The organism is Plantactinospora sp. CNZ320 (assembly GCF_002846275.1).
Genome location: NZ_PJMP01000001.1, coordinates 7,919,333 through 7,945,880, shown reverse-complemented (window position 1 = coordinate 7,945,880; position 26,548 = coordinate 7,919,333). Strand labels below are relative to the sequence as shown.

At 70.8% G+C, this 26,548-nt stretch carries 26 protein-coding genes and 1 riboswitch; of the genes, 17 read left to right on the top strand and 9 right to left on the bottom strand.

Annotation, left to right across the window (positions count from 1 at the left end; all coding sequences use genetic code 11):
* Positions 1–105: 105 nt before the first annotated feature.
* Genes CLT71_RS35595 through CLT71_RS35585 form a run of 3 tightly spaced genes read left to right on the top strand, consistent with a single transcriptional unit; the run spans position 106 to position 2,334 of the window.
* Positions 106–924: a CoA-transferase gene (locus CLT71_RS35595; RefSeq protein WP_101370968.1), complete on the top strand. Its 819-nt coding sequence runs from the start codon at positions 106–108 to the stop codon at positions 922–924.
* Entirely contained in the window at positions 921–1,823 is a 903-nt protein-coding gene (locus CLT71_RS35590; protein WP_101370967.1) for a CoA-transferase, read from the top strand. The genes CLT71_RS35595 and CLT71_RS35590 overlap by 4 nt, the downstream gene beginning before the upstream one ends.
* Before the next feature lie 46 nt (positions 1,824–1,869).
* On the top strand, positions 1,870–2,334 hold the full coding sequence (locus CLT71_RS35585; protein WP_101370966.1) for a PPOX class F420-dependent oxidoreductase: 465 nt from the start codon (positions 1,870–1,872) through the stop codon (positions 2,332–2,334).
* A gap of 45 nt (positions 2,335–2,379) precedes the next feature.
* On the opposite strand, the gene CLT71_RS35580 is transcribed toward CLT71_RS35585, so the two are convergent.
* From CLT71_RS35580 to CLT71_RS35570, 3 genes are all read right to left on the bottom strand, one after another.
* Entirely contained in the window at positions 2,380–2,754 is a 375-nt protein-coding gene (locus CLT71_RS35580) for a VOC family protein (protein WP_101372063.1), read from the bottom strand.
* A 130-nt stretch (positions 2,755–2,884) separates the two neighbouring features.
* Positions 2,885–4,543 carry an alkaline phosphatase family protein gene (locus CLT71_RS35575; protein WP_101370965.1) on the bottom strand — a complete coding sequence of 553 codons (1,659 nt, stop codon included), beginning with the start codon at positions 4,541–4,543 and terminating at the stop codon, positions 2,885–2,887.
* A gap of 394 nt (positions 4,544–4,937) precedes the next feature.
* Positions 4,938–6,530 carry a glycosyltransferase 87 family protein gene (locus CLT71_RS35570; protein WP_101370964.1) on the bottom strand — a complete coding sequence of 531 codons (1,593 nt, stop codon included), beginning with the start codon at positions 6,528–6,530 and terminating at the stop codon, positions 4,938–4,940.
* Positions 6,531–6,667: 137 nt separating this feature from the next.
* Between CLT71_RS35570 and CLT71_RS35565 the strand changes: the two genes are divergently transcribed.
* The 4 genes from CLT71_RS35565 (at position 6,668) to corA (ending at position 10,495) form a co-directional block, all read left to right on the top strand.
* Positions 6,668–7,498 (top strand): isocitrate lyase/PEP mutase family protein, encoded by an 831-nt coding sequence (locus CLT71_RS35565; RefSeq protein WP_101370963.1) that lies wholly within the window; start codon positions 6,668–6,670, stop codon positions 7,496–7,498.
* 107 nt (positions 7,499–7,605) lie between these two features.
* The gene (locus CLT71_RS35560; RefSeq protein ID WP_101370962.1) at positions 7,606–8,691 is read left to right on the top strand and encodes a glycosyl hydrolase; all 1,086 of its coding nucleotides are present in this window, start codon (positions 7,606–7,608) and stop codon (positions 8,689–8,691) included.
* A 5-nt stretch (positions 8,692–8,696) separates the two neighbouring features.
* Positions 8,697–8,972, top strand: a complete 276-nt coding sequence (locus tag CLT71_RS35555) for a MoaD/ThiS family protein (protein ID WP_101372062.1) — start codon at positions 8,697–8,699, stop codon at positions 8,970–8,972.
* Positions 8,973–9,334: 362 nt separating this feature from the next.
* On the top strand, positions 9,335–10,495 hold the full coding sequence (corA, locus tag CLT71_RS35550) for a magnesium/cobalt transporter CorA (RefSeq protein ID WP_101370961.1): 1,161 nt from the start codon (positions 9,335–9,337) through the stop codon (positions 10,493–10,495).
* Positions 10,496–10,531: 36 nt separating this feature from the next.
* Here corA and CLT71_RS35545 read toward each other — a convergent pair whose 3' ends face one another.
* Both CLT71_RS35545 and CLT71_RS35540 read right to left on the bottom strand, forming a co-directional pair.
* A complete protein-coding gene (locus CLT71_RS35545; RefSeq protein WP_101370960.1) occupies positions 10,532–11,662 on the bottom strand; it encodes a magnesium and cobalt transport protein CorA in 1,131 nt (376 codons plus the stop codon).
* Positions 11,663–11,768: 106 nt separating this feature from the next.
* Entirely contained in the window at positions 11,769–12,083 is a 315-nt protein-coding gene (locus tag CLT71_RS35540) for an SMR family transporter (RefSeq protein WP_101370959.1), read from the bottom strand.
* Between the two features lie 15 nt (positions 12,084–12,098).
* Positions 12,099–12,167, bottom strand: a riboswitch (guanidine-III (ykkC-III) riboswitch).
* Between the two features lie 136 nt (positions 12,168–12,303).
* Here CLT71_RS35540 and CLT71_RS35535 point away from each other — a divergent pair.
* Positions 12,304–12,825 carry a PadR family transcriptional regulator gene (locus CLT71_RS35535; protein ID WP_101370958.1) on the top strand — a complete coding sequence of 174 codons (522 nt, stop codon included), beginning with the start codon at positions 12,304–12,306 and terminating at the stop codon, positions 12,823–12,825.
* Positions 12,822–13,595, top strand: a complete 774-nt coding sequence (locus CLT71_RS35530; protein ID WP_101370957.1) for an alpha/beta fold hydrolase — start codon at positions 12,822–12,824, stop codon at positions 13,593–13,595. Before CLT71_RS35535 ends, CLT71_RS35530 begins: the two co-directional genes overlap by 4 nt.
* Positions 13,596–13,765: 170 nt before the next feature.
* Here the strand turns inward: CLT71_RS35530 and CLT71_RS35525 are convergent, their stop codons facing one another.
* Positions 13,766–14,890, bottom strand: coding sequence for a 5-methyltetrahydropteroyltriglutamate--homocysteine S-methyltransferase (locus CLT71_RS35525; protein ID WP_101370956.1), 1,125 nt, complete (start codon positions 14,888–14,890; stop codon positions 13,766–13,768).
* A gap of 212 nt (positions 14,891–15,102) precedes the next feature.
* Positions 15,103–15,864, bottom strand: coding sequence for an FCD domain-containing protein (locus tag CLT71_RS35520; RefSeq protein WP_101370955.1), 762 nt, complete (start codon positions 15,862–15,864; stop codon positions 15,103–15,105).
* A 129-nt stretch (positions 15,865–15,993) separates the two neighbouring features.
* Here CLT71_RS35520 and CLT71_RS35515 point away from each other — a divergent pair, with 129 nt between their 5' ends.
* The 6 genes from CLT71_RS35515 to CLT71_RS35490 all read left to right on the top strand — a co-directional run bounded on the left by CLT71_RS35515 (position 15,994) and on the right by CLT71_RS35490 (position 22,121).
* Positions 15,994–17,283, top strand: coding sequence for an ABC transporter substrate-binding protein (locus CLT71_RS35515; protein ID WP_101370954.1), 1,290 nt, complete (start codon positions 15,994–15,996; stop codon positions 17,281–17,283).
* A gap of 71 nt (positions 17,284–17,354) precedes the next feature.
* Positions 17,355–18,281: a carbohydrate ABC transporter permease gene (locus tag CLT71_RS35510; protein ID WP_199187824.1), complete on the top strand. Its 927-nt coding sequence runs from the start codon at positions 17,355–17,357 to the stop codon at positions 18,279–18,281.
* Positions 18,281–19,105 (top strand): carbohydrate ABC transporter permease, encoded by an 825-nt coding sequence (locus tag CLT71_RS35505; RefSeq protein WP_101370953.1) that lies wholly within the window; start codon positions 18,281–18,283, stop codon positions 19,103–19,105. The genes CLT71_RS35510 and CLT71_RS35505 overlap by 1 nt, the downstream gene beginning before the upstream one ends.
* Before the next feature lie 12 nt (positions 19,106–19,117).
* Positions 19,118–20,266 carry a galactonate dehydratase gene (gene dgoD / locus CLT71_RS35500; RefSeq protein WP_101370952.1) on the top strand — a complete coding sequence of 383 codons (1,149 nt, stop codon included), beginning with the start codon at positions 19,118–19,120 and terminating at the stop codon, positions 20,264–20,266.
* Positions 20,267–20,320: 54 nt separating this feature from the next.
* Positions 20,321–21,550 (top strand): D-mannonate dehydratase ManD, encoded by a 1,230-nt coding sequence (gene manD / locus CLT71_RS35495; RefSeq protein WP_101370951.1) that lies wholly within the window; start codon positions 20,321–20,323, stop codon positions 21,548–21,550.
* A complete protein-coding gene (locus CLT71_RS35490; protein ID WP_101370950.1) occupies positions 21,540–22,121 on the top strand; it encodes a gluconokinase in 582 nt (193 codons plus the stop codon). The genes manD and CLT71_RS35490 overlap by 11 nt, the downstream gene beginning before the upstream one ends.
* Positions 22,122–22,146: 25 nt before the next feature.
* On the opposite strand, the gene CLT71_RS37275 is transcribed toward CLT71_RS35490, so the two are convergent.
* A complete protein-coding gene (locus tag CLT71_RS37275; protein WP_158242393.1) occupies positions 22,147–22,302 on the bottom strand; it encodes a hypothetical protein in 156 nt (51 codons plus the stop codon).
* Between the two features lie 47 nt (positions 22,303–22,349).
* On the opposite strand from CLT71_RS37275, the gene CLT71_RS35485 reads away from it, so the two are divergent.
* Both CLT71_RS35485 and CLT71_RS35480 read left to right on the top strand, forming a co-directional pair.
* Positions 22,350–23,468, top strand: a complete 1,119-nt coding sequence (locus CLT71_RS35485) for a DUF5685 family protein (protein ID WP_101370949.1) — start codon at positions 22,350–22,352, stop codon at positions 23,466–23,468.
* 198 nt (positions 23,469–23,666) lie between these two features.
* On the top strand, positions 23,667–25,166 hold the full coding sequence (locus CLT71_RS35480; RefSeq protein ID WP_101370948.1) for a CehA/McbA family metallohydrolase domain-containing protein: 1,500 nt from the start codon (positions 23,667–23,669) through the stop codon (positions 25,164–25,166).
* Positions 25,167–25,240: 74 nt separating this feature from the next.
* On the opposite strand, the gene CLT71_RS35475 is transcribed toward CLT71_RS35480, so the two are convergent.
* On the bottom strand, positions 25,241–26,494 hold the full coding sequence (locus CLT71_RS35475) for an SGNH/GDSL hydrolase family protein (protein ID WP_486483756.1): 1,254 nt from the start codon (positions 26,492–26,494) through the stop codon (positions 25,241–25,243).
* Between the last annotated feature and the right edge of the window lie 54 nt (positions 26,495–26,548).

The following is a 26,548-nucleotide window of genomic DNA, read 5'->3' as shown; positions in this document are numbered from 1 at the left end:
GCTACGTTCGTTATCAGAACAAGCGTACGCAAAACGAACGACTGCGCCCGTCTGCCGTCACCCGCTCGGCGGGGTGACGACGCGTGATCAGGAGACTGGGGACGGATGGCTGAGATCGTCTCGCTGACCGAAGGTGTGGCCGAGCTGGTCAACGACGGTGACACGGTGGCCCTGGAGGGATTCACCCACCTGATTCCGTTCGCCGCCGGCCACGAGATCGTCCGGCAGCGGCGACGCGACCTGGAACTGGTCCGGATGACTCCGGACGTCATCTACGACCAGCTCATCGGGATGGGCTGTGCCCGTCGGCTGGTCTTCTCCTGGGGTGGCAATCCGGGAGTCGGCTCGCTGCACCGGTTCCGGGACGCGGTGGAGCGCGGCTGGCCCACCCCGCTGGAGATCGAGGAGCACAGCCACGCCGGGATGGCGAACAGGTACGTTGCCGGAGCATCCGGGCTGCCGTTCGCGGTACTGCGCGGCTACACCGGCACCGACCTGCCCCGGCACACCGCCACCATCAAGCCCATCAGCTGTCCGTTCACCGGCGAGGTGCTCACCGCCGTACCGGCGTTGAACCCCGATGTCACGATCGTGCACGCCCAGCGTGCCGACCGGGCCGGCAACGTGCAGATGTGGGGCATCACCGGCGTGCAGAAGGAGGCGGTGCTGGCCGCCAAGCGGTCCCTGGTCACCGTCGAGGAGGTCGTCGACTCGCTGGAGCCGATGCCCACCCAGGTGATCCTGCCGACCTGGGCGGTCAGCGCGGTCGCGGTCGCACCCGGTGGCTCGCATCCGTCCTACGCGCAGGGCTACTCGGTCCGGGACAACGACTTCTACCAGGCATGGGACACCATCAGTCGCGATCGGGACACGTTCACCACGTGGATGCGACAGCACGTCCTCGACGCCGGGAGGCAGGCATGAACAAGCACGGCGGGACGAGGGGGCACGGCGAGCCCGGCGGGGCGAGGGAGCGGACCGAGCGGGCCGGGGAGGTGGTGACGACGGGTGCGGAGTGGACCGCCGACGAGATGATGACCGTCGCCGCCGCCAGGCAACTGAGGGACGGCACCGCGTGCTTCGTCGGGATCGGCCTGCCGAGTACCGCCGCCAACCTCGCCCGGGCGACCCACGCCCCCCGGCTCGTGCTCATCTACGAGTCCGGGTGCCTCGGCGCCAAGCCCGACCGGCTGCCGCTCTCGATCGGCGACGGCATCCTCGCCGACACCGCCGATGCCGTGGTGAGCGTGCCCGAGGTCTTCAACTACTGGCTCCAGCCCGGCAACGTCGACGTCGGATTCCTCGGCGGTGCCCAGCTCGACCGGTACGGCAACATCAACACCACGGCCATCGGCGACGACTACGGCGCACCGAAGGTACGGCTGCCCGGGGCCGGTGGCGCACCCGAGATCGCCGCCTCCTGCCGCGAGGTCATCGTCATCATGCGGCAGAATCCGCGTACCTTCGTCGAGCGGGTCGACTTCGTCACCTCGTTCGGCTACGGTACCGGCCCCGGTGACCGGGAACGGCTCGGGCTGCGCGGGGCCGGACCACAGGTCGTGATCACCGATCTCGGCGTACTCCGGCCCGATCCGTCCACCCGGGAGCTGGTGCTGACCGAGCTGCATCCGGGCTCCACCGTCGAGCAGGCCCGCGCGGCGACCGGCTGGCGATTGCGGGTCGCCGACGACCTGCGTACCGGTGAGCCGCCGACCGGGTCGGAACTCTCGGTGCTGCGCGCCCTCAAGGCCGCCACCGGCCGTCCCGCTTCCGGCCCCCGCTCTGGCTCCGCTTCCGGCCCCGGCCCCGGCCCCGGAGACTGAACCGGCCGTCGGGGCCCGTCCCGGCCGAGCCTGGTAGAAACGGGCAATGACCCGCAGCATCGCCACCAACACCCGTGTCGACCGTGCCGAACTGCTCGACTTCCTCCGGCCTCGGCACCGTGCCATCCTGATGACGACCCGCCCGGACGGCCGCCCGCAGTCCTCGCCGGTCACCTGCGGCCTGGACGGCGAGGGCCGGATCGTCGTCTCGACCTATCCGGAACGGGCCAAGGCCACCAACGCCCGCCGGGATCCGAGGGTCTCGCTCTGCGTCCTCTCCGATGACTGGAACGGGCCGTGGGTGCACGTCGACGGTACCGCCGAGGTGCTCGACCTGCCGGAGGCGCTGGAGCCGCTGGTCGAGTACTTCCGGTGCATCTCCGGCGAGCATCCGGACTGGGACGAGTACCGCGAGGCAATGCGCCGGCAGGGCAAGTCGCTGATCCGGGTCACCGTCGACAGTTGGGGTCCGGTCGCCACCGGCGGCTTCCCGGCCCGACTCGCCGACTGATCCGACAGGCCCGGCGATCGCGGGCGGGTACGTCGGGGTGGTCGGTCAGAGGTAGAGGCAGAAGGGGTGGCCGGCCGGGTCGAGGTGCACGAGGACATCGTCCTGGGGCTGGAAGTCGGCTCGGGTGGCGCCACACGCCACGGCGTGCGCGGCGGCGCGCTCCAGGTCGTCGACCCGGATCTCCAGGTGCATCATCATCTGCTGGTCGCCGGGGCCGGCCGGCCAGCTCGGCCGGCGGTACGACGACTCGGCCTGGAAGGCCAGCCCGACTCCCCCGCCCGGATCACGCATCAGGACCCACTCCGGCTCCTCAACGGTGATCTCCCAGCCCAGGAGACGCTGGTAGAAGTGGGCGAGAGCCTTCGGGTCCGGTGCGCTCAGGTTGACGGTGGTCAGGGTCAGAGTGGCGCCGTCGAGCATGGTCTGGAACCTCCGAGCGCTGGTCAGAGCTTGTGGCCGGCGGTCGATGCCGTCCCGGGCCAACCGCCGGGGCCACCGACCCGGCGAGCCTATCGACGTGCACCGACACTCGCAGCACAGCAACCCGCGGCTACGACCCGAATGCGGTGAGGAACCGGTCCCGGAAGTCGCTCATCCGCCAGACCGGAGTCTCCGGACCGGGCTTCAGCCCTTCCTGCCAGTTCCATCCGGAGATCCGGTCCAGCAGCGCCGGGTCCTTGGCGACGATGGTGATCGGTACGTCGCGACTGGCGTTCTCCCCGGTCACCAGCGGAGTCGGCTGGTGGTCGCCGAGGAAGACGAAGACCAGATCCTCGTCACCGTACCGCTCCAGGTAGGAGACGATGGTGTTCAGCGAGTACTCGACGGCCCGGCGGTACTGGGTGCGTACCTTGCCGGTGTCCCGCCAGACGTCGTCCTGCGACTCGCCCGCCTCCGCCATCGGCCCGAAGATCGATCCGTCGCCGAGCTGGTCCCAGCCGATGAGTTCCGGGATCGGTGTCCAGGGCGCGTGGCTGGAGACCAGCGGGATGGTCGCCATCACCGGCGGATGGTCCGGGGTGGAGTGTTCACGCTGCTCGAAGACGGAGAGCGTGTACTGGTCCGGCATCTGCGCCCAGCTGAACTGCGGCCCCCGGTAGCCGAGTTCCTTCGAGGCGTGCACCTCGTCGTAGCCGAAGAACCGCCCCTCCGGCCAGGTCTGGGTGATCCCCGGCATCACTCCGACCGTCCGCCAGTCGGCCCGCTGGAAGGCCCGGTTCAGGGTCATCCGGTCGGTGGCGACGAGGTGGGTGTAGCGCTGCTGGTTGTCGATCCAGAGTCCGGAGAGCAGCGTGGCGTGGGCCAGCCAGCTTCCGCCGCCCGCGGTCGGTGAGGTGAGCCAACCGCTGCGCGCCGCGTACCCGGCGGTGCGCAGCCGGGCGTAGCCGGTGTCGAGGGTGGCACCGACCTCCGGGGCGAATGCCGGATCCTCGACCGCCGAGCGACCGTAGCTCTCGACGAAGGCGAGGACCATGTCCCTGCCCCGCAACGCGGTCAACAACTGGTCATCGGGGGTGTCCGCGAAGGCGTCGACCCGGGCCTCGGCCGCGAAGACCTCCTGGTCACGCAGGGCCGCCCGCACCTGGAGCGCCCGGTCGTAGGTGAGGGTGCTGACGGGTATCTCCGGGACGATCTGCACGCCGAGCACGGCACCGACGACACAGGTGGCACCCAGGGCCGCGACGATGTGCGTCGTCGCCCGGCGGTGCCGGACCGCCAGCCGGGTCAGCCGGAGCACCGACAGCGTCATCAGCACCAGCAGGCCGACCGCGAGCAGCCCGGCGACGACCACCGCGACGACGGCACCGGTCCGGCCGTACGACTGCTCGACGTAGTCCGTACCGGCCTCGAAGGAGATCCAGTCGAAGACCGGGTTGAAGGGCCGGGCCAGCACCGCGTAGAAGCCCATGTCGATGACCTTCACGATGGCCAGCAGCCCGAGGGCCACCCCGACGGGCACCGCCACCAGCCGGCGTCCCCAGACCGGCAGGAGCAGCACCAGTGTGACCACCAGCAGGGCTTCCAACGGCAGGCGCAGGAACGCACCCGGCGTGACGAGGGTGAGCTGGTTCGGCGCGAGCAGGGCGAAGACGACGAGCAACAGGGCGAGAACACTGACCAGTCGAGCCGCCACGATCCGCGGCCAGCCCCGCCTGCCGACGGGTTCGGCGGCGTCGCTACCGCCGTCGTCCGCACCCGCGTCGGCCACGGCACCCGCCTGCGAGGTAGCGCCGCCTGTCTCCGAAGGCGCGGCGTCGGCCTCCGAGGTCGTGGCGCCGGCCTCCGAGGGCGCGGCGGGCTTCGCCGGCTCGGGCGGTGCATCGGTCGGGAGTCGACGGCGGCGCGTGAAGACCGACAATCCAAAAGGCCCTTCCCGTGAAGCTGGTGACGCCCGCCCGCCACTGGGGGTAACCGATCCGCACGCAAGCGCGCGCCCGGCGGCGCCGGCACAGTCCGGCCGGCCGGCGACGGTCGAGGCGGTGACCGGCCGGGTCTCCGGGTCGCCGTCGTGATCCGGGCGCCACGTTAACATCCCGGCCCGATCGGGTTCGGCCGCCGGTTGGCCGGCCGGTGCGGCACCCGCCGGCCGGGGCCGCGCGCCGTCACCTGACGGCGAGCTCCTCGCTGTACGCGGCGATCGGGCTGCCGTCCGCAGAAAACGCGGTCAGCCGGCCGTGCGAGAGACTGGCCGAACGGAACGAGAAGAGCCGCTGCCCCGGATAGACCTCCAGCAGCGGAATCGTCCGTGGCGCACCTCCGGGCGCGGACTGGTATTCCAGCCGGGACACGGTGGCGTCGACGACCCCGTTGACCCGTACCTTGGTCTTCTCGGCGGTGACCCCGAAGGTGATCGGCGCGCCCGCACCGAACGCGGCGCACTCGGCCGCGCTGCGGCAGACGAAGAAGTAGCGCGGGTTGTGCACATCCGACATCGAGTACGCCTTGAACGTCGGATCAGCCCCCGCCGGCAGCGGCTGTACGGCGAAGAAGGCGACCGTGGCCACGGCTGCGGTACCCACCCGCAACCACCCCCGGGCCGGGCCGGTACGCCGACCGGCGGCGACGGCGGCGACGGTGACCCCGCCGAAGCCGACCAGGCAGAGCGTGACGGTGGCCAGGGATCGGGAGTTCTCCAGCAGGAACTGGAGTCCCGGGGTCATCGAGACCGGACTGAGCAGCGCTCCCAGCGACAGCACCATCACGCCCAGCGCCGCGACCCCGGCCACCCGGCGGGCCACTCCGTAGGTCCCGATCAGGAGCATCGCGGCCAGCACCGGCCAGATCTGGTGGTGGGTCCAGGAGACCGGCGAGGCGGCCACGGTGGCGCAGCCGACGAGTACGGCCGCGTGCCCGGACCGGCCGGAGAGTTCGAGCTGGCGCGCCCGCAGCAGTGCGGTACCGCAGATCACCATCACCAGGCCGGCCCAGAGCAGTGGAAAGGTCTCGCCCTCCACGCCGACCCGCAGCAGCATGCCGTGCAGGGACTGGTTTCCGAGCGAGGCGAGGTTGCCGACCCGGGACGTGTTGAGGAAGGTGCCGGTCCAGAAGGTCCAGCTGTCGGCGGGCAGCACGAGCGCGCCGACCAGGCCGCAGGCGAGGAACGCGCCGACCGCGCGGCCGGCGTCGCGCCAGCGGCGGGAGACCAGGAAGAAGACCACGAAGAGCAGCGGGGTCAGCTTGACGGCGGCGGCGATCCCGACCAGGATCCCCCGGTACCGCGCCGGGGTCAGCCCCATCCCGTCGACCAGGGCCAGCAGCACGATGAAGACACTGACCTGGCCGAACCGCAGGTTGCTCTGGGCCGGGGCGGAGAGCATCAGTGCGCAGGCGACGGCCGCGACCACCAGCTGTCGCCGGTGCGGTGCCGAGGTGACGGCGCCACCCGCCGCCATCGCGATCGCGGCGATCGCGGCGCAGGTCAGGGCCAGCCAACAGAGTTGGAGTACGCCCTCGGGCAGCAGCCCGATCGGTGCGAGGACAAGTGCGGCGAAGGGCGGGTACGTGAACGGTCCGCCGTTGGCGGCGACGAACTCGTAGAGCGGCTGGCCGGCGAGCAGGTGCTGGATGGCCCCGTAGTAGATGTGCAGGTCCGACAGGCGTTCCCAGTCGGGCCGGCGGAGCACGAGAACCGACGAGACCACCGCGATGACGGCGAAGACTCCCCAGAGCGCGACGGTCCCCCGGCGATTGACCATTTGAGGAGTCTAGACAGCCGGCGTCGGCGGAGAGATCGATGATGCGGTACGGAGACCCTGCGGTGACCGAGCCGGTATGGCGTGTTTCTCTCCGACCGTTGTCGCCGTGCGGCGCTGCCGTCGGGGAGGATGATCAGATGACTCTGGACGCCACCGACCAGCACCGAAGGGCCGTCACCTTCCGGCAGCTGCACGAGGGGCCCACCTTCGTACTGCCCAATCCGTGGGACGCGGGCAGTGCCCGGGTACTCGCCCAGCTCGGTTTCCCCGCGCTCGCCACCACAAGTGCCGGGCTGGCCTTCACGCTCGGCCGGCCCGACGGCGCCAACGTGGTCAGCCGGGCGGAGACCCTGGAGAACGTCCGGGTGATCGCGGCGGCCACCCCACTGCCGGTGGCGGCCGACCTGGAGAGCGGGTTCGGCGACAGCCCGGCCGAGGTGGCCGAGACGATCCGGCTCGCCGCCGAGGCGGGCGCGGTGGGCGGGTCGATCGAGGACGCCACCGGCGACCCCGCCGATCCGATCCGCCCGCTGGCGGAGGCGGTCCGCCGGGTCGAGGCGGCGGTGGCGGCGGCCCGGAGCCTGCCGTTCCCGTTCACCCTGGCCGCCCGGGCGGAGAACTTCCTCTACGGCCGGGCCGACCTGCCCGACACCGTGGAACGGCTCCGGGCCTACGCCGCTGCCGGCGCGGACGTGCTCTACGCACCGGGACTGCCGGACCTGGACGCGATCCGGTCGGTCTGCACGGCGGTGGACAAACCGGTGAACGCACTCGCCGGCTCGGCCCCCGGGATCACGGTCGCGATGCTCGCCGACTGTGGCGTACGCCGGATCAGCCTCGGTTCCACCCTGGCCCGGGCGGCGATGACCGCCTTCGTGGAGGCGGCTCGGGAGATCCGGGAGAGCGGCACCTTCGGCTTCGGGGCGAATCTGCTCAGTTACTCACGGGTCAACGCGCTCATGCCGTAGCCGTCCGCCGACCCTCGCCACGCCGTCTGGACTGCCGTTTTGTCGGTACCCCTCGGCATACTGCCGGGCGGACGCCAACGGGGCACGTCCCGATCGGAGAGTTGACCATGACAACCTTGCTGACAATCGGCACCGCCAAGGGCCTCTTCCTCGCCACCAGCGACGACGGCCGCCGGAGTTGGCAGGTGAGCGGGGCGCACTTCCCGATGACCGGGGTCTACTCGGTCGCCGTGGACAAACGGCGGCCCACCCCCCGGTTGCTCGCCGGGGTAACGAGTTCGCACTTCGGCCCGAGCGTGGCGACCAGCGACGACCTCGGCGCGTCCTGGCAGGAGCCGGCGGAGGCACCCGTCGCGTTCCCGGACGGCACCGGGTCCAGCCTGGAGCGGGTCTGGCAGCTCACCCCCGGCCCGGCCGGCGAGCCGGACGTGGTCTACGCCGGCACCCAGCCCTCGGCGCTGTTCCGGTCGGTCGACGGCGGCGTCTCCTTCGAGATGGTGCGCCCGCTCTGGGACCACCCGCACCGCACGCAGTGGGATGCCGGGTACGGCGGCCAGGCGATCCACACGGTGCTGCCGCACCCGACCGACCCGGCGCAGGTCCTGGTCGCCATGTCGACGGGCGGCGTCTACCGCACCGCCGACGCCGGTGCGAGCTGGCGCCCACAGAACACCGGCATCCGCGCCCACTTCATGCCGGACGAGTGGCCCGAGTTCGGGCAGTGTGTGCACAAGGTCGCCCGGGACGGGGCCGATCCCGAGCGGCTCTACGCGCAGAACCACCACGGCGTCTACCGCTCCACCGACGGCGGCCTGAGCTGGCGGTCGATCGCCGACGGGCTGCCGAGCGACTTCGGCTTCCCGATCGTCGCCCACCCGCACCGTGGCGGCACCATCTACACCTTCCCGCTGGTCGCGGACAGCGAGCGTTTCCCGGTCGACCGGCGCTGCCGGGTCTTCCGCTCCACCGACGCCGGTGACAGCTGGCAGCCGTTGACCGACGGGCTGCCGAGCGACCCCTACTACCCGGCGGTGCTGCGCGACGCGATGTGTGTCGACGACGCCGACCCGGCCGGCGTCTATTTCGGCACCCGCTCCGGCGAGGTCTACGCCAGCCGGGACGAGGGGGACTCGTGGTCGCTGGTCGCCGCGCACCTGCCCGACGTGTTCTGCGTCCGGGCCGCGGAGGTGTGAGCCGCGTGGTCAGCGTGATCGTGCCCGCCGCGCTGCGCGGCGAGACGGCCGGCGCGGGCCGGCTCGACGTCGCCACGACGGGCAGCCTCCGGGCCGTCCTCGACGAGGTGGCCACCGAGTGGCCCCGGCTGATCCGGCGGATCCGGGACGAGCAGGGCCGGCTCCGCCGATACGTCAACGTGTACGTCGACGGCGAGGACTGCCGGCAGACCGGCGGCCTCGACACGGCGGTGCCCGAGGGCGCGGAAGTCCGGATCATCCCCTCCGTGGCCGGAGGCTGACCCGACAGCGCCGGGACTACCCAGCCGGTCGGGCAGCGCCCGAGCTACCCGGCCGGTCAGGCAGCGCCCGAGCCACCCGAGCGCTCAGGCAGCGCCCGAGCCACCCAGCCGGTCAGGCAAGCGCCCGCGCCACCGGCCCGGGGCGGCGTTGTCCGCCACTCGGGGTGCGAAGGGTCGCGGCGCCGCCTACCGTGGGGGTTGGTCAACGTTTCCGTGCTGTTGGCCAGCGGTTTGTCGTCCTCGGCCGGGGGCAGGCGTGGGATGGTTCGGCGGCCCCGGACGGGCGCCGACCGGTTGTGCGATCCACTCTCCGTAGGGTCCCCGCACGTGTCGCTCGACGTCTTCGTTGTGGAGGCTTGTCCATGTCCGACTGGCGTTCGCGCGCCCTCCGACCCGCGAAGCGGGCCCTGCGCCGCTCGCAGGACCGGTATCCGCAGTCGCCACCGGAGCTGTCGATGGATCCGCGGGCGGCCGAGGAGGGCAACCAGCCGCCGCCGGCGGAGGAGAGTGTGGTCACCTCCGCGATCTACCGGGACGGGCGCCGGATCGAGGCCCCGTCGAACCTCGCCGAGACGTGCCAGCGGCTCCGGGAACATCCAGGGACGATGGCGTGGATCGGCCTGTACCGGCCGACCGAGGGTCAACTGCTCACCGTGGCCGAGGAGTTCGGCCTGCACGAGCTGGCCGTCGAGGACGCCATCGTTGCGCACCAGCGACCCAAGCTCGAACGGTACGGCGACACCCTGTTCGTGGTGCTCCGGGCCGCCCGCTATCTCGACGAGGCCGAGGAGGTCGACTTCGGCGAGGTACACGTCTTCGTCGGGGCCAACTTCGTGCTGACGGTACGACACGGGCAGGCCCCCGACCTGACCGCCGTACGTCACCGGATGGAGGACGACCCCGACCTGCTGCGGCGCGGCCCGGAGGCGGTGCTGTACGCGATCCTGGACAGCGTCGTCGACGGGTACGCCCCGGTGGTCGGGGGGTTGCAGAACGACATCGACGAGATCGAGACCGAGGTGTTCCGGGGCGATCCCCGGGTGAGCCGGCGGATCTACGAACTCTCCCGTGAGGTGATCGAGTTCCAGCGGGCCACCCGGCCGCTGCTGGACATCCTCCAGGGGCTGGAGGGCGGCTTCGAGAAGTACGGCACCGACGAGGAACTGCGGCGCTATCTGGGCGACGTGGCCGACCACGCCACCACCGCCTCGGAGCGGGTAAACGAGTTCCGGCAGATCCTGGCGGACATCCTCGCCCTGAACGCCACCCTGGTGTCGCAGGCGCAGAACGAGGAGGTCAAGAACCTGACCGTGGCCAGCTACACGCAGAACGAGGAGATCAAGAAGATCTCCGCCTGGGCCGCGATCCTCTTCGCGCCGACGCTGATCGGCACGGTCTACGGGATGAACTTCGACTACATGCCCGAGCTGCACTGGGTGTTCGGCTACCCGTTCGCGATCTTCCTGATGCTCGTGGTCTGCTGCACGCTCTTCGTGATCTTCAAGCGCCGCGACTGGCTCTGACCGCGACGGGCCGCCCCGCCGGTCGCCGCCCGGCGGTCAGAGCCAGTTGTTGCGCCGGAAACCGCGGTGCATCAACACCGCCAGTACCAGCATCACCAGCAGCACCACCCAGAAGCCCTGCGCCGCCTTCACCCCGGGGATGAACTCGAAGTTCATCCCGTAGATGCCGGCGATGAAGGTCTGCACCGCGAAGATCGCCGCCCACGCCGCGATCTTGCGCATGTCGTTGTTCTGGTCCACCGAGACCTGGGCCAGCCGGGCCTGGAGGATCGAGTTCAGCAGGTCGTCGTAGGCGGTCACCCGCTCCACCGTCCGGGACAGCACGCCGTGCACGTCCCGGAAGTAGCGGACCACGGGTCGGGGCAGCTCCCGGTCGTCGAGCAGCGCGGCGAACGGCCGCTGGAGCGGCGCGACCGCCCGCTTGAACTCCATCAGCTCCCGTTTGAGCTGGTAGATGTTCGCGATCCGGTCCCGGGCGGTGCGCGCGGCGAAGACCTGCTCCTCCACCGCGTCGATGTCGGCCTCGACGGCGGCGGCCACCTCGTCGTACGAGTTGACGAGCTGGTCGCAGACCGCGTACGCGACCGCCCAGGGGCCGAGGGTCAGCAGGGTGGGCCGGGCCTCCAGGTCGGCCCGGACCGGCCGGAGTGCCCCGGGTGCGCCGTGCCGAACGGTGATCACGAAACGGGGACCGACGAAGACCGTCACCGAGCCGGTCTCCACCACCTCGGAGGTCTCGGTCAGTTCGGTGTGTTCGACGTACCGGCTGGTGCGCAGCACGATCACCGTCACCTGGTCGTAGCGCTCCACCGCCGGCCGGTGCTCCCGGTTGAGCGCGTGCGCGGCGACCAGGTCGTCGAGGCCGAACGTCCGGGCGACCGGCGCGAAATCCGCCTCGTCCGGGTCGTGCAGCCCCAGCCAGACGAACCCGCGCCCCCGGCGTGCCGCCGCCAGCGCCGCGTGGGGGTCGGGCCGGCCCGGCAGCCGGTGACCGTCGACGTACGCCGCGCAGTCCACGATCCGGTCGGTCTCCGGGTCACGCCGTGCCGGGGCGTACCCCGAGGAAAGGCCGTCGGCGTTGAGCATCCGGGCGAGCGCCCGGCGGACCGGCGCCACCCACCTGGTCCGGGTACCGGCCCCGGTCCCGTCCCGTTCGTAGCCCGTCATCCCCGGATGCCCCTTTCCACGCGGTCGCTGGGGAGCATCGAACCACCCGCCGGCCACCCGCCCGGTCCCGGGTTGTTCCGGCCCGACCGTGGCCCGGCGCGGGAGGCTAGTGGAAGAACTTCAGGCCCACCACGCCGGCCACCACGAGCACCAGACAGAGCAGCCGGGGCACGCTCGCCGACTCGCCGAGCGCGATCATCCCGACCAGCGCGGTCCCGACGGCGCCGATGCCCACCCACACCGCGTAGCCGGTCCCGACCGGAATGGTGCGCAGTGCGTAGCCGAGGCCGGCCATGCTCAGCACGAGGGCGGCGGCGAAGATTCCGGTGGGAAGCGGGCGGCTGAAGCCGGCGCTGCGCTCCAGCGCGATCGCCCAGACGGTTTCCATCAACCCGGAGATGATCAGCACGATCCAGGCCACGACGATCTCACCTCGATGGCGGTCGTCTTTGCAGGCCGGGTACGACGCGCAACTCGTCCGGGATCGCCGCGGCGCGGCGGTCACCGTCAGGATAGCGACAAAGAACGCCTAGGGCGCCGGCTGTGCGTGATGTCACCGGGCCGTTGCAGCGCAGGTGGCCGGGGTGGGTGGCGCGGCCGGAGTAGTAGACAAGTCGACTAGCATGCCCCATGCTGGAGCCATGGTCCTCGCACGCCTCATCCTCGGTCTTCTGGACCTGGCACCCATGACCGGCTACGAACTCAAACGTCACTTCGACACGATCGTCAATCACTTCTGGAACGCCGACAGGGCGCAGATCTACCGGACGCTGGCCCGGTTGACCGAGGATGGCCTGGCCACAGTCGAGACCGTCCCCGGCGTCGGCGCCCCGGACCGGCAGCTCCACCACATCACCGAGCGGGGTCGCGAGGTGCTCGACGACTGGCTGACCTCGAAACTCGACCGCCAGCCCGAACGCGACGCCTTCCTGGCCCGGCTCTTCCTCTCCGGTGGCCTGCCGGAGTCGCAGCTGGCGGAACTGCTCGGGGCGAGACAGGCAGACATCCAGGCTCTGCTCGCGACCCTGGTGCGGATGCGGGCCTCGGCGCCGGAGCCGACCGACCGGCGGGCCCGGCTGCGCCTGGCCACCCTGGACAACGGAATCGCCCACGCGCGTACGGAACTGAGCTGGCTCAGCAAACTACGGAAGGAACTGGCGTGACCGGGTTTGCCGAGATCCATCGACCGAGCGCTGCCTCGACCGCCCCTCCCGTGCTACTCCTGCACGGCAGCAGTGTCGCCAACTGGATCTGGCAGCCCCAGGTCGACGTACTCGACGACCGGATCGTCGTGACACCCGACCTCCCGGGGTTCGGCGTACACGCCTGCCAGGTCTGGCCCGGTCTGCCCGCCGTCGTCGACCACCTCGCGGATCGCCTCGCCGCGCTGCGGATCACGGCGCCGGTCGACGTCATCGGGCTCTCCCTCGGCGGAATCGTCGCGCTGCATCTCGCGGCCCGGCGCCCGGAGCTGGTCCGTTCCCTCTTCGTCACCGGCGCCATGCTGGGGCGGCCGGGGACGGTGCTGCGGGCGGCGGCGAAGGTGCAACTCCTGCTCTGGAACGCCCCCTGGTTCTGGAAGGCGCAGGCTGCGGCGTTCCGGCTGCCGGCGGACTCCCGGCACACCTACGTGGAACACGGTCTCTCGGTGTCCCGCGAGACGTCGCGGCGGATTCTCGACGAGGTCACCACCGGCGAGGTCCCGCCCGGTCTGGCGGATTTCCCCGCTCCGCTGTTAGCCACCGCCGGCGAGCGCGAACCCCGGTCGACCCGCGACTCCCTCCGGCTCATCCGGGAGGTAGCCCCGCAGGCGGATCTCCGCCTCGCGCCGGGGCTGCACCACGTCTGGAACGTGGAGGACGTCGACCTGTTCAACGAGACCATGCGACGCTGGCTCGACGGGCAGGTGCACCCACGGTTGCTACCCGCCTGACCGGGACGGCTGCCCCGGGAGTCCGCGTGCCGGGAGATCCGTTCCGGTGGACGGCCGGCCGGCCTGGCACCCTGGCAGCGGTGGAGCCTCGACGTCGGCGTGGCCGCCGCCTGCCGGTCCGGGAGTCCGGCCGGCACCTTCCGCTGCCGCCACGCCGACGTCGGGCCGGACTAGTTGTCGCCCCAGACCTCCTGCGCGGTCTCCACGATCAGCCGCAGCTTCGCCACCTGCTCCTCCTGGGTCAGCGCGTTTCCCTCCACTGTGGAGGAGAAGCCGCACTGCGGCGAGAGGCAGAGCTGGTCCAGCGGGACGTACCGGGCCGCCTCGTCGATCCGGCGCTTGAGCGCGTCCTTGCTCTCCAGCTCACCCCGTTTGGTGGTGACCAGGCCCAGCACCACCCGCTTGCCCGGCGGGACGAACCGCAGCGGTGCGAAGTCACCGGAGCGCTCGTCGTCGTACTCCAGGAAGAAGCCGTCGACATCGAGCTGGCTGAAGAGCGCCTCGGCGACGAAGTCGTAGCCGCCCTCGGCGGCCCAGGACGACCGGAAGTTGCCCCGGCACATGTGCGTGGTGATCGACAGCCCGGCCGGCCGGTCGGCCAGCGAGGCGTTGATCTGCCGGATGTAGCGCTCGTGCTGGTGCTCCGGGTCGCCGCCCTGGGCGGCCACCATCTCCCGCTGCCGGGGGTCGTTCAGGTACGCCAGGCTGGTGTCGTCGAACTGGAGATAGGTGCAGCCGAGATCGGCGAGCCGGCGCACCTGCTCGGCGTACGCGGCGCTGAGGTCGACCCAGAACTGGTCCAGGTCGGGATAGACGGCGGTGTCGATGGCGGCCCGACCGCCCCGGTAGTGCACCATGCTCGGCGACGGGATGGTCAGCTTCGGCGTGCCCGTGCTGACCTGCTGCTTCAGGAACGAGAAGGCGTCACCGAAGATGGTGTCGGTAAGCCGCACCCGGTCGTGCACCCGCAGTGCCGCCGACTGGAACTCCAGCTTCCCGGCGGAGTTGAAGAACTCGACGGTCAGCTTCTCGTCGGCCGGGTCGATCCCGCCGAGCTGGTAGATGAAGTCCATGTGCCAGGAGGTACGCCGGAACTCACCGTCGGTGGCGGTACGCAGCCCGATGCTCTCCTGTAGGCGTACCACCTCGCGGATCGCGTCGTCCTCGACGGCACGCAGTTCCGTTGTGGAGATCCGCCCGGCGGCCCGGTCCGCCCGGGCGGTCAGCAGCCGCGCGGGTCGCAGCAGGCTGCCGACGTGGTCGGCGCGGAACGGCGGGCGGGATGGTGTGTCCATGGTGGTCCCCTCTGTCCCTCTGGTGCGCGGGCGCTTCCGTCCTCTGGTGCGCGACGCCTCCGGTCCTGGTACGCGGGCGATCGGCCGGCACGAGCCGACGCCACGTACCGCGACCGCGCGGTCCGGCCCACCATAGTCCGCCGCCCCGATATCGATGATCTAGAAACCGTACCGCCGGACAACTCTCTCCGCCGACCCGCCGGAGGACGACGTCAGGAGGCCGGTTCCGGACCGCTCTGCGCCCAGATCGCGCTCATCTCCATCATTGCCTGTTCCATGATCTGCACCATCGCGGTCTTGGCCCGCTCGCCGTCGCGCCGCTGGATCGCCTGGGCCACGTCGGCGTGCAGTTGCAGCGCCTGCTCGTGCGGATAGTGCGGCATCAGGTCGTAGTGGTGCCGGCCGGCCAGCACCTCGGCGACCAGCTCGTGCAGCTTGACGAACATCTCGTTGCCGGAGTCGACGAGCACCTGCCGGTGGAACTCGATGTCGAGCCGGAGGAACTCCGGCTCGTCGCCGGCCTTCCCCGCCGCCCACATCTTCGCGGCCAGCCCGACCAGTTCGCTTGCCTCCTGCGGGGTGGCCCGCAGCGCGGCGAGCGAGGCGGCCTGCGGCTCGACGGCACTACGCAGCTCGGTGATGGAGCGGAGCTGGGCGATCCGACCGGTCGAGGCGAGCCGCCAGCGGATCACCTGGGGGTCGAAGACGTTCCAGTCGCCGGCGGCCCGGATCAGCGTGCCGACCCGGCGGCGGGACTCGACCAGCCCCATCGAGGAGAGCACCCGCAGCACCTCCCGGACCACCGAGCGGGAGACGGCGTACCGCTCGACAAGGTCGTCGATGTAGAGCACCGATCCCGGTGCGAGTCGGCCGGCGCAGACGGCCGTGCCCAACTCGTCGAGCAGTCGGGCGTGCAGCCCGAACTCGCCGGGGTCGAGCCGGACAGACGCGACCTCAGGTGACGGCGTGGCCATTAATAAAGCCTATCAGTTAGTCGGCGAGTCTTGCTTAAGTCAGGTTTATCGGCCTAGCATCCGGCATTAGGCGGACGTAGGAGTCCGCGGGCGGCGCCCCAACGGCGGGTCGCCGCGAGGGAAGGGAAGATGGACGTGTTACGTCGCTCGGTAATCGGAACATCTCTGGCCGTGGTGGCTGCCCTCGGTTTGTCCGCCTGCGGAGGCGGCGACGACAGCGGCGGGTCGAACACGCTGCGCGTCACCCTGGTGAACCACGTCTGGACAGAAAACATAAAGAAGGCTCTACCGGAGTTCGAGCAGCAGAGTGGCCTGAAGGTCGAGGTCACCCAGCTCGGCGAGGATCAGCTCTCCGACCAGTACAACGTCAAGTTGAACGCTGGCTCCAGCGACATCGACGTGATGATGTACCGGCCCCTCCAGGAGGGGAAGCTCTTCGCCAAGAACGGCTACCTGACCGACCTGACCGATCGGGCCAAGGAGGATTCGGCGTTCGATCTCGCCGACTTCCAGTCCTCGCCGGTGCAGGCCACCACCTACGAAGACAAGCTGGTCGGCATCCCGATCATCACCGAGCAGGAGGTCCTGTACTACCGCAAGGACCTGCTGCAGAAGTCGGGCTTCAGCGCACCGCCGAAGACCCTGGACGAGCTGAAGACGATGGCCGCCAAGGTCGAGGCCGACAACCCGGGTACCGCCGGTTTCGTGGCCCGCACCGGCAAGGCCGCCGCGGTCACCCAGTTCTCCAGTTTCCTGTTCAGCTTCGGCGGCGACTTCGTCGACGGCAGCGGCAAGGCCAGCGTCAACACCGAGCAGGCCAAGCAGGCGTACGCGTACTACGGCGGGCTGCTGCGTGAGCACGGGCCGGAGAACATCAGCACCGACATGAGCTGGTCCGAGGCGATGGCGATCTTCACCCAGGGCAAGGCGGCCTTCTACACCGAGGCCAACTCGCTCTACAAGAACGCCACCGACCCGGCCAAGTCCAAGGTCTCCGACAGCGTTGGGTTCGCACCGTTCCCGGCCGGCCCGGCGGGCTCCAAGCCGTACAACATCCCGTCCTGGGCGCTCGGCGTCAACGAGGGCTCGGAGAACCAGGACAACGCCTGGAAGTTCATCCAGTGGGCGGCCGGCAAGGACCAGACCCTGGCACAGCAGAAGGGCGGCGTGCCCAGTGCCCGTACCTCGGTCTGGAACAACCCGGAGGGCATCACCACCTACCCGCAGGACCTCGCCGAGGCCATCAAGGTCAGCACCGAGAACGGCGTCGGCCACGACCGCCCGCTGGTCGTGAAGGTCGCCGAGTCCCGGGAGATCGTCGGCCAGCCGATCGTCGACGCGATCACCGGCAAGGACGTGGCCGGCTCGGCCGCGGCGGCGAACGAGGCGTTCCAGAAGCTCCTCGACGACGAGAAGTAGGCCATCGCGCGGGGTGACGGAGTGATCCGTCACCCCGCGTCGCGGATCCGCCGACCCGGAAAGACCACCCCATGGCATCTCTGGCATCCCCCCAGCCGCCCGGCGAACTGACCGGCTGGACCCGCTGGGCGAACAACAACCGCAAGTGGCTCTTCGCGGCACCGGCCATGACGTTCGTCGGTGCGTTGATCATTTTCCCGCTGGCCTGGACGATCTATCTCAGCCTGACCGACGCCGAGGGCTCGGTCCGGGCCGAGTCCGAGTTCATCGGCTTCGCGAACTACCTCGAGGTGCTCTCCGACACCGACCGGTTCTGGCCAGCCGTGCTGCGTACCGTCGGCTTCACCGGGGTCGCACTGTTCTTCGAGATCGTCATCGGCATGGCGGTCGCGCTGCTGCTGTGGCGGCCGTTCCGCGGTGAGCGGTGGGTCCGGGTGGCGATCCTGCTGCCGCTGGTCGCTACCCCGGTCGCGGTCGGCATGATGTGGCGGCTCATCTTCGACCCGAACATCGGGATGGCCAACCAGATCCTCGGCTGGGTCGGTATCGGCCCGCAGCCCTGGCTGGCTGGCCAGAACAGCGCGCTGCCGACCACCATCTTCATCGACATCTGGCAGTGGACCCCGATGGTGGTGCTGATCCTGCTGGCCGGGCTGACCTCGCTGTCGAACGAACCGGACGAGGCCGCCCGGGTGGACGGGGCGAGCGCCTGGCAGCGGTTCCGGCACGTCACCCTGCCGCTGCTGATGCCGACGGTGATCGTGGCGATCCTGCTGCGCGGTATCGACGCGCTGAAGACCTTCGACATCCTGTACGCCACCAAGGGGCGTGGCGGCGGATCGTTCCACGAGGTCGAGACGCTGAACGTGTACGCGTACGGGCTGAGCTTCGACTACAACGAGTACGGCGTCTCGTCGACGGTACTCATCATCTTCTTCCTGATCATCATCGGTTCGATGTGGGCGTTGACGTCCCGCCGCAAGAAGGGCGCACAGTGATGGCCCGCCGCAAGCGTCGTACCCCGTACCAGATCTTCCGGGCGGTGGCCCTGGCCGTGGTGGTGGCCTCGCTGGTCGCCCCGCTGCTCTGGATGGTCGCCGCCTCCTTCAAGACCAACGTCGACATCTACGACTCCAGCAAGGCGTTCGCGTTCACGCCGGTGCTCGACAACTACACGAAGGTCCTCGACCAGGCGAACTACCTCCAGTTCATCGGCAACAGCCTCTGGGTGGCGTTCGCGGCCACCGTGCTGTCGCTGATCCTGGGCGTGCCGGCGGCGTACGCGATGAGCCGGTTCAACATGAAGAAGTCGGCCCTGGTGGTGCTGATGGCCCGGGTGATCCCCGGTGTCTCGCTGCTGGTGCCGTGGTACTACGTCTTCTCCAACATGCGGCTGGTCGGCGGCTTCACCGTGCTGATCCTGAGCCACATGTTCGTGTCGCTGCCGCTGGTGGTCTACATCCTGATGGGCTTCTTCGACGGACTGCCGCTTGAGTTGGAGGAGTCGGCGCAGGTGGACGGGCTCACCCCGATCGGTGCGTTCCGGCGGATCACGCTGCCGCTCTCCGCGCCGGGCATCGCGACCGCCGGCATCCTGTCGTTCATCTTCTCCTGGAACAACTTCATGTTCGCCCTGGTCCTCTCCGGCGCCGACACCAAGACCCTGCCGGTGGCGATCTTCGACTTCGTCGGCTACGCGAGCATCGACTGGGGCGGCCTGATGGCCGCGTCCACAGTGGTCACCCTGCCGATCATGCTGATCGCGCTCTTCGTGCAGAAGTACGTCGTCTCCGGCCTCACCGCCGGGGCCACCAAGGGCTGAGGGGCGGACGCCGTGACAAAGATCGAACGGGTGGAGACCTTCCTCGTCCCGCCCCGGTGGCTCTTCGTGCGGGTCGAGACCTCGGACGGGACCGTCGGCTGGGGCGAGGCGACCTGCGAGGGCCGCTCCGAGACGGTACGCACCGCCGTGGCGCAGCTCAGCGAGTTGCTGATCGGCCAGGACGCGCTGCGGATCGAGGACCACTGGCAGGTGCTGACGAAGGGCTCGTTCTACCGGGGCGGGCCGATCCTGGCCAGCGCGGTCTCCGGGCTCGACCAGGCGCTCTGGGACATCGCCGGCAAGCACTTCGACGCCCCGGTGCACCAGTTGCTCGGCGGCCCGGTCCGGGACCGGATCCGGGTGTACGGCTGGGTCGGCGGCGACGACCCCGGCGAGGTCGCCGAGCACATCGCCGCGCAGGTGGCGGCGGGGTTGACCGCGGTCAAGATGAACGCCTCCGGCCGGATGAGCGCGGTCGCCTCGGTCGCCGAACTCGACGGGGTGGTGCGCCGGGTGGCCGCCGCCCGGGAGGTGCTCGGCGAGCACCGGGACGTCGCCGTCGATTTCCACGGCCGGTTCACCCTGGCCAACGCCCGTCGGGTCGCCCCGCTGCTGGAGCCGTTCCGGCCGTTCTTCCTGGAGGAGCCGGTCGTACCGGAGAACTCGCACCTGCTCGGCGAGTTCGTCCGGTCGACGAGCACGCCGGTCTCCACAGGAGAGCGGCTCTACAGCCGGCAGGAGTTCCTGCCGGCGCTCCAGGCCGGCATCGCGGTCGCCCAGCCGGACCTGTCGCACGCGGGCGGGATCACCGAGGTCCGTAAGATCGCGGCACTGGCCGAGGTGTACGACGCACAACTCGCGCCACACTGCCCGCTCGGACCGATCGCGCTGGCCGCCTGCCTCCAGGTCGGCTTCGCGACCCCGAACTACCTGATCCAGGAGCAGAGCATCGGGATCCACTACAACGCCGACGCCGAGGTGCTCGACTATCTGGTGGACCGGGCGCCGTTCGGCTTCGCCGACGGTTACATCGCCCGGCTCACCGGTCCCGGGCTCGGCATCCAGATAGACGAGAATGCGGTACGCCGGGCGGACCAACGCGGGCACAACTGGCGTGGGCCCGTCTGGCGACATCCCGACGGCTCCTTCGCGGAGTGGTGAGCCGGCACCCCGGCGCGCCACCCCCTCCACCACCCCTGTGCAGAAAGGCATGTCGTGAAGATCGTCGCCGCGGACGTGATCGTCTCCAGTCCGGATCGCAACTTCGTCACACTGAAGATCACCACTGACGAGGGGATCACCGGGCTCGGCGACGGCACCCTCAACGGCCGGGAACTCTCCGTCGCCTCCTACCTGGCCGACCACGTCGTGCCGCTGCTGATCGGGCGGGACCCGCACCGGATCGAGGACACCTGGCAGTTCCTCTACCGGTCGGCGTACTGGCGGCGCGGGCCGGTCACCATGGCCGCGATCGCCGCCGTCGACGTGGCACTCTGGGACATCTTGGCGAAGGCCGCCGGGATGCCGCTCTACCAGCTCCTCGGCGGGGCGTCCCGGACCGGCATCATGGCGTACGGGCACGCCAGCGGGCGGGACATCCCCGAGCTGTTCGACTCGATCCGGCACCACCTGGAACTCGGCTTCCGGTCGATCCGGGTGCAGACCTCGGTCCCCGGCATCGAGGCGGTCTACGGCGTCGCCGCCCAGACCAGTGTGGACGGCAAGCGTTACGACTACGAGCCGGCGCAGCGCACCGCGTTGCCGGTCGAGGAGGACTGGGACACCCGCGCCTACCTGCGGCACCTGCCCACGGTCTTCGAGGCGGTCCGCAGCGAGTTCGGCCCCGAGCTGCCGCTGCTGCACGACGGCCACCACCGGATGACCCCGATCCAGGCCGCCAAGCTCGGCAAGGCGCTCGAGCCGTACGACCTGTTCTGGCTGGAGGACTGCACCCCGGCAGAGAACCAGGAGGCGCTGCGGCTGGTCCGGCAGCACACCACCACCCCGCTGGCGATCGGCGAGGTCTTCAACACCGTCTGGGACTACCAGACGCTGATCCGCGAGCAGCTCATCGACTACGTCCGCTCCGCAGTCACGCACACCGGCGGGATCACCGCGATGCGCAAGCTGCTCGACTTCGCCGCGCAATACCAGATCAAGTCCGGGATACACGGGCCGACCGACATCTCCCCGGTCGGGATGGCCGCCGCGCTCCACCTGGACCTGGCGATCCACAACTTCGGCATCCAGGAGTACATGCGGCACGGCCCGTTGACCGACGAGGTGTTCCGGCAGTCGTTCACCTTCACCGACGGCTATCTGCATCCCGGCGAGCAGCCCGGCCTGGGGGTGGAACTCGACGAGGAGGCGGCGGCCCGCTTCCCGTACCAGCCGGCGTACCTGCCGTTCAACCGGCTCAAGGACGGCACCGTACATGACTGGTGACGGCGGCACCGGCCGGTCGCGCGGCGGCGACGGGCCGGACCGGTCCACCAGGCACGTGGTGGTGATGGGGGTTTCCGGGTCGGGCAAGACCACAGTGGCCGAGGGAATCAGCGCGCTCACCGGGCTGACCTTCGCCGAGGCGGACGAGTTCCACCCGGAGTCCAATGTGGAGCTGATGCGGGCCGGGGTGCCGCTCGCCGACGACCACCGCTGGCCCTGGCTGCGTGAACTCGCCGCCTGGATGGCCGAGCGCGCCACCGAGGGGACCTCCACCGTGCTGGCCTGCTCGGCACTGCGACGCTCCTACCGGGACGTACTCCGGCAGGGCCCGCCGAGCGTCGACTTCGTCTTCCTCGACGGGTCGGCGGAGGTGATCCGGGAGCGGATATCGCGGCGGGCCGGGCACTACATGCCGGCAAGCCTGCTCGACTCGCAGATCGCCACGCTGGAACGGCCCGGGCCGGACGAGCGGGTCCTCACCCTCGACGTCGCCGCCACCCCGCAGGAACTGGTCGAGGCCGCGGTCGGGGGCCTCGGCCTCCCCCGCCACCGGAGCGCCCCGGAGCGCTGAGCGACCGGGACAGCACAGTCCGCCGTCACCCGCCCCGGCCCGGCCACCGCTCGCCGGCGTCGGGCGGGGCGGCCACCGCTCGCCGGCGTCGGGCCGGCGCGGGTACGTCCTGGCCGCGCGCCGCCCGGTCGGTCGACCGCCCCCGGTCGGGGCGCCGCCCCACCCCGTCCTGCGGGTGCATCGGGCCGCTACGCTGCCGCAAAACCGTCGGACGATCTGGGAGGCGACGTGTTCGGGATCGTACGGCCGTGCCGGCACCGGATGTGCGGGAAACTGCACACCGCCTGGCTCGGCCACCTCTGCGGGCTCTGCCTGACCCTCCGAGACGAGCACGGTCACCGGGCGCGGCTGGTCACGAACTACGACGGTCTGCTGATCTCCGTACTCCTGGAGGCACAGCGCGCCACCCCGACCCCGTACCGTCCGGCGGCACCCTGCGCACTGCGCGGCCTCCAGCGCGCCTCGGTGGTCCCCTCCACCGACCCCGGCGCCCGGCTGGCCGCCGCCGTCTCGCTGGTCCTCGCCGCCGGCAAGACCCGCGACCACGTCGCCGACCGGGACGGCGCGCTGCGGGTCCCCGCCCTCGCCGGGGTGGCCGGCCGGCTGGCCGACCGGTGGGCCGAGGCGGGCGCACGCACCGGCGACGGCGTCGGCTTCGACACCGATGTGCTGCTGGCGGCGGTGGCCCGGCAGTCCGACCTGGAGTCGAGGGTCGTCCCGGGCGTGTCGGTGCTGGTCGCCACCGAGCCGACCGAGACCGCCGTGGCGGCCGCCTTCGCGCACACCGCGACGCTGGCCGGCCGGCCGGGCAACGCCGCCGGGCTGGCCGAGGTCGGCCGGTACTTCGGCCGGATCGCGCACCTGCTCGACGCCGTCGAGGACCACGCCGACGACGCCGCCCGGGGCGCGTTCAACCCGCTGCGGGCCAGCGGCACCGACCTGGCGCAGGCCCGCCGGCTCTGCGAGGACGCACACCACGGTCTGCGGCTGGCCCTGGCCGACCTGGAGCTGCGGGACCGCAGCCTGGTCCGGGCGCTGCTCGACCGCGAGGTCGCCGACGCCATCGACCGGACGTTCGCGCTGGCCGGCATGGCGGACGACCGCCCGAAGCTACCGCTCGCCGGGCACGCCGGTCACCCGGCGGGACATCCGGGCGGGGCTTCGCAGCCGCGCCCGGACGGCTGTGGCGCACCGCTCGTGATCGGCGGCGCCTGTGTGCTGACCACCTGCACCTGCGGGCTGTGGCAGCCGCGCTGGAGCAAGCACCGCCGCAGGTCGTGGGACGACAGGTGCTGGTGCACCCGGCACTGCGACTGCGACTGCTGCAGTTGCTGCGACTGCTCCTGACGCCGCCCCCGCTCATCGGCGGATCGGGCACGGATCGGGCATGGCGTAGAAACCGCAGGTCACAGCGACGACGCCCGATTCAGTCGACCGGGGCACAGTGTTCCCGACGGACCCGATCCGTGTTCACCCGGCATTCAGCCGATCCGGTGAGAGTCACTTGTTGTCACAGCCACGGCTGGCTCAACGAAAGGCTCCACCATGACCGAAGAGGCCGACGGCGCGCAGATCTCGCGGCGCCAACTGGTCCGGTACGCCGGCGTCGGAGCGACGCTTGTCGCCGCCAGTCCCCTGATCGGGGGCAGCGGCACCGCGTACGCACACGAAAAGGACGACGGGCAGCACGGCGGCAACCGACCCGGCGACTCCCGCAACCGGGTGTGGCGGGCCGGCGACCACCACGTGCACTCCGAGTACAGCGGCGAGTTCGACACCTCGACGAACCCGCCGACGTTCCACAAGGGCGCGGACGCGGTCTACCCGATCGTCACCAACGCCATCATGGCGAAGAACTTCGGACTGACCTGGGCAATGTGTACCGACCACGGCGGGCCGAACCACTCGAAGGTGAACCTGGAGCAGGCGTACCCGGACCTGCTGCGGTCGCGCGAGCTGGTCCCCGAGGTGCTCCAGTTCTGGGGGATGGAGTTCGACACCCCCGCCCTGGACCACCACACGCTGATGATCCCGCACCACGAGGACGAGGCGAAGCAGCTCTTCGAGTTGGAGAGCCGGTTCAACAAGTACGACGCCTACCCGACCGACCCGGGCCGGGACACCGAGGCGAAGATGATCGAGTTTCTGAAGGCGGCCCGGGACATGCGGCAGAAGCCGCTGGTCATCGGCCACCACACCTCGCGTTCCGCCCCCGGCTGGGGCGTGTACGGCCAGGACACCCCGCGCGAGTTCCGCAACGGCAACAACGTCGCGCCGGAGATCTACGTCGGCTTCGAGGGTGCGCCGGGGCACCAGGCAGGCCCGCTCAACGGTGGAGCCCGGGGCGGCTACGGCAACTACCCGACGCACGGCGGCTTCGACCAGATGACCGCCCGGGTCGGCGGCATGTGGGACTCGCTGCTCGGCGAGGGCCGGCGCTGGTGGATCACCGCCACCTCGGACTCGCACGTGCACTGGACCCGGGGCGGTTCCGACTTCTGGCCGGGTGAGTACAGCAAGACGTACGTGCACGCCCGGCAGGACTACGCCGACATCATGGACGGGCTGCGCAACGGCCGGATCTGGGTCACCACCGGTGACCTGATCAGCAGCCTCGACCTCACCGCCCGGAGCCAGGGGCGCACCGCGGCGATGGGCGAGACGGTGACGCTGAGCCGGCGCAACCGGACCGACGTCGAGATCGAGATCCGGTTCCGGCCGCCGGCCGGCCGCAACGGCAACGGCCACCGGCCCGAGGTCCGCCGGGTCGACCTGATCGTCGGGCAGATCACCGGCCCGCAGCCGAACCTGGACGCCGACACCAACCCGACCACCAGGGTGGTGGCCCGGTTCGGCCCCCGCGACTGGCGCCGGCAGGGTGCCGAGTACGTCATCCGGCACACCCTGCGCAACGTCGAGGCCGACAGCTACGCCCGGGTACGCGGCACCAGCACCGACGAGGCCGAGCCCCTGGCGGACGGGCTGGAGAGCCCGTGGAGCGACCTCTGGTTCTATTCGAACCCGGTGTTCGTGCACCTGCGCTGAGGCGCTGAGGTCGGGTCCGCACCGGGGTCCCGGCGCCGGTGCGGACCCGACCCGCTGGACGGGCGGCCGATGCCTCAGCTCACGGTGATCGCACCGGTGCCGGAGCGGACGCAGGCGACGGCCCGGTTCGAGGTGGCCGCGGCACCGGCGAGGCACTGCCCGAGCACCGCGTGCCCGGCCGCGTTCGGGTGCCAGGACTCCTGGCAGGTCTGGAAGTACGTGACACAGGCGTTGGCGATCCGCTGAATGGCGATCTTGTCGTAGCCGGAGAGACTGGTCACCGGGATACCGGTCGGGCCGTCCTGCAACCGGATCGGGGTGGCCAGCGCGCCCGTCGGGCTGGAGCCGGTCTCGCAGAGCCGGGCGCCGTCGAAGGCCCGCTGCACGTTCAGGTAGACCAGATCATCGCCGGGGAACTCGGCCCGCATGCTGCCGTGCACCGACTGGACCAGCGTGCCGAGGCCGGTGGAGAAGAGGTGCCCGGCGGCCAGGCTTGCGCGGTGCACCGGGCAACCGGCCGCGTACCGCTCGGCACCGAGCGCCCGGAACTTGTCCCGGGTGTCGTCCCGGTTGTCCTCCTCGTGGAACCGGGACTCCAGCTCGAACGGCAACGGGTTCGTGTAGTCCTGGAAGACGATCCGGTGCTGCCCGTCGGCGTCGACCTGGTCGAGGGTGGCCAGCAGTTGCCGTACCGCGTTCGTGGTCTCGGCGGTCGCCGCCGCGAACTCGGCCGGGGTGCCGAGATCCTCCCCGGCACACGGCGCCTGCTCGACCGGGCCACCGAGGTACGCCCAGAACTCCCACCAGCCGGTCCAGGCGTCCGCGATGAACCGGTTGGCGCAGTCGGAGGCGACATCGCCGAAGGTGAACGAGCTGTTGTTGGAGCCGAGCCCGAGCAGCACCAGGTCGATGTCGTGGGTCTGCGCCACCGCCCGGAGCTGGTCGAGCTGGGCCGCCACCGTACGTCCCTTGGCCCGCCCGGCGGAGGCGTTGACGATGTCGTACGGCTGACCGCCGGAGCAGGCGAGGTTGAACCGGGCCGAGATGCCGGGCAGGTTCGCCTGGTGCAGCGAGGCGTTGGCGGACCGGTGGCAGAAGAAGGCGTTGCTGTTCGGTGCGGACCAGCCGGGGAAACCCTGCGGGCTGCCGTTGGCGTCCACCACCGGCTGGTAGCCGCCGGCACCCTCACCGCTGACGAAGCTGTCCCCGATCGCGACGGCTGCGGTCGGCAGCGCGGCGGTGGCCGTACCCGGTGTGCTGACGACGCCCGACAGCGTGCCGGTGGCGGCGAGCGTGACGGCCAGCGCCGCGGCGGCCGTCCGGCTCAGGGTCCACGGCCGGGTGGTTCGACGGAACCCGAGCATCTGCGACCCCCAAGAGCG

What these genes read in the sequence shown, in the direction of transcription:
- CLT71_RS35595 (WP_101370968.1), top strand. Translation starts at nt 106, where the DNA reads ATGGCTGAGATCGTCTCGCTGACCGAAGGTGTGGCCGAGCTGGTCAAC.
- CLT71_RS35590 (WP_101370967.1), top strand. Translation starts at nt 921, where the DNA reads ATGAACAAGCACGGCGGGACGAGGGGGCACGGCGAGCCCGGCGGGGCG.
- CLT71_RS35585 (WP_101370966.1), top strand. Translation starts at nt 1,870, where the DNA reads ATGACCCGCAGCATCGCCACCAACACCCGTGTCGACCGTGCCGAACTG.
- CLT71_RS35580 (WP_101372063.1), bottom strand. Translation starts at nt 2,754, where the DNA reads ATGCTCGACGGCGCCACTCTGACCCTGACCACCGTCAACCTGAGCGCA.
- CLT71_RS35570 (WP_101370964.1), bottom strand. Translation starts at nt 6,530, where the DNA reads ATGGTCAATCGCCGGGGGACCGTCGCGCTCTGGGGAGTCTTCGCCGTC.
- CLT71_RS35565 (WP_101370963.1), top strand. Translation starts at nt 6,668, where the DNA reads ATGACTCTGGACGCCACCGACCAGCACCGAAGGGCCGTCACCTTCCGG.
- CLT71_RS35560 (WP_101370962.1), top strand. Translation starts at nt 7,606, where the DNA reads ATGACAACCTTGCTGACAATCGGCACCGCCAAGGGCCTCTTCCTCGCC.
- corA (WP_101370961.1), top strand. Translation starts at nt 9,335, where the DNA reads ATGTCCGACTGGCGTTCGCGCGCCCTCCGACCCGCGAAGCGGGCCCTG.
- CLT71_RS35545 (WP_101370960.1), bottom strand. Translation starts at nt 11,662, where the DNA reads ATGACGGGCTACGAACGGGACGGGACCGGGGCCGGTACCCGGACCAGG.
- CLT71_RS35535 (WP_101370958.1), top strand. Translation starts at nt 12,304, where the DNA reads ATGGTCCTCGCACGCCTCATCCTCGGTCTTCTGGACCTGGCACCCATG.
- CLT71_RS35525 (WP_101370956.1), bottom strand. Translation starts at nt 14,890, where the DNA reads ATGGACACACCATCCCGCCCGCCGTTCCGCGCCGACCACGTCGGCAGC.
- CLT71_RS35520 (WP_101370955.1), bottom strand. Translation starts at nt 15,864, where the DNA reads ATGGCCACGCCGTCACCTGAGGTCGCGTCTGTCCGGCTCGACCCCGGC.
- CLT71_RS35515 (WP_101370954.1), top strand. Translation starts at nt 15,994, where the DNA reads ATGGACGTGTTACGTCGCTCGGTAATCGGAACATCTCTGGCCGTGGTG.
- CLT71_RS35510 (WP_199187824.1), top strand. Translation starts at nt 17,355, where the DNA reads ATGGCATCTCTGGCATCCCCCCAGCCGCCCGGCGAACTGACCGGCTGG.
- CLT71_RS35505 (WP_101370953.1), top strand. Translation starts at nt 18,281, where the DNA reads ATGGCCCGCCGCAAGCGTCGTACCCCGTACCAGATCTTCCGGGCGGTG.
- CLT71_RS35490 (WP_101370950.1), top strand. Translation starts at nt 21,540, where the DNA reads ATGACTGGTGACGGCGGCACCGGCCGGTCGCGCGGCGGCGACGGGCCG.
- CLT71_RS37275 (WP_158242393.1), bottom strand. Translation starts at nt 22,302, where the DNA reads ATGCACCCGCAGGACGGGGTGGGGCGGCGCCCCGACCGGGGGCGGTCG.
- CLT71_RS35480 (WP_101370948.1), top strand. Translation starts at nt 23,667, where the DNA reads ATGACCGAAGAGGCCGACGGCGCGCAGATCTCGCGGCGCCAACTGGTC.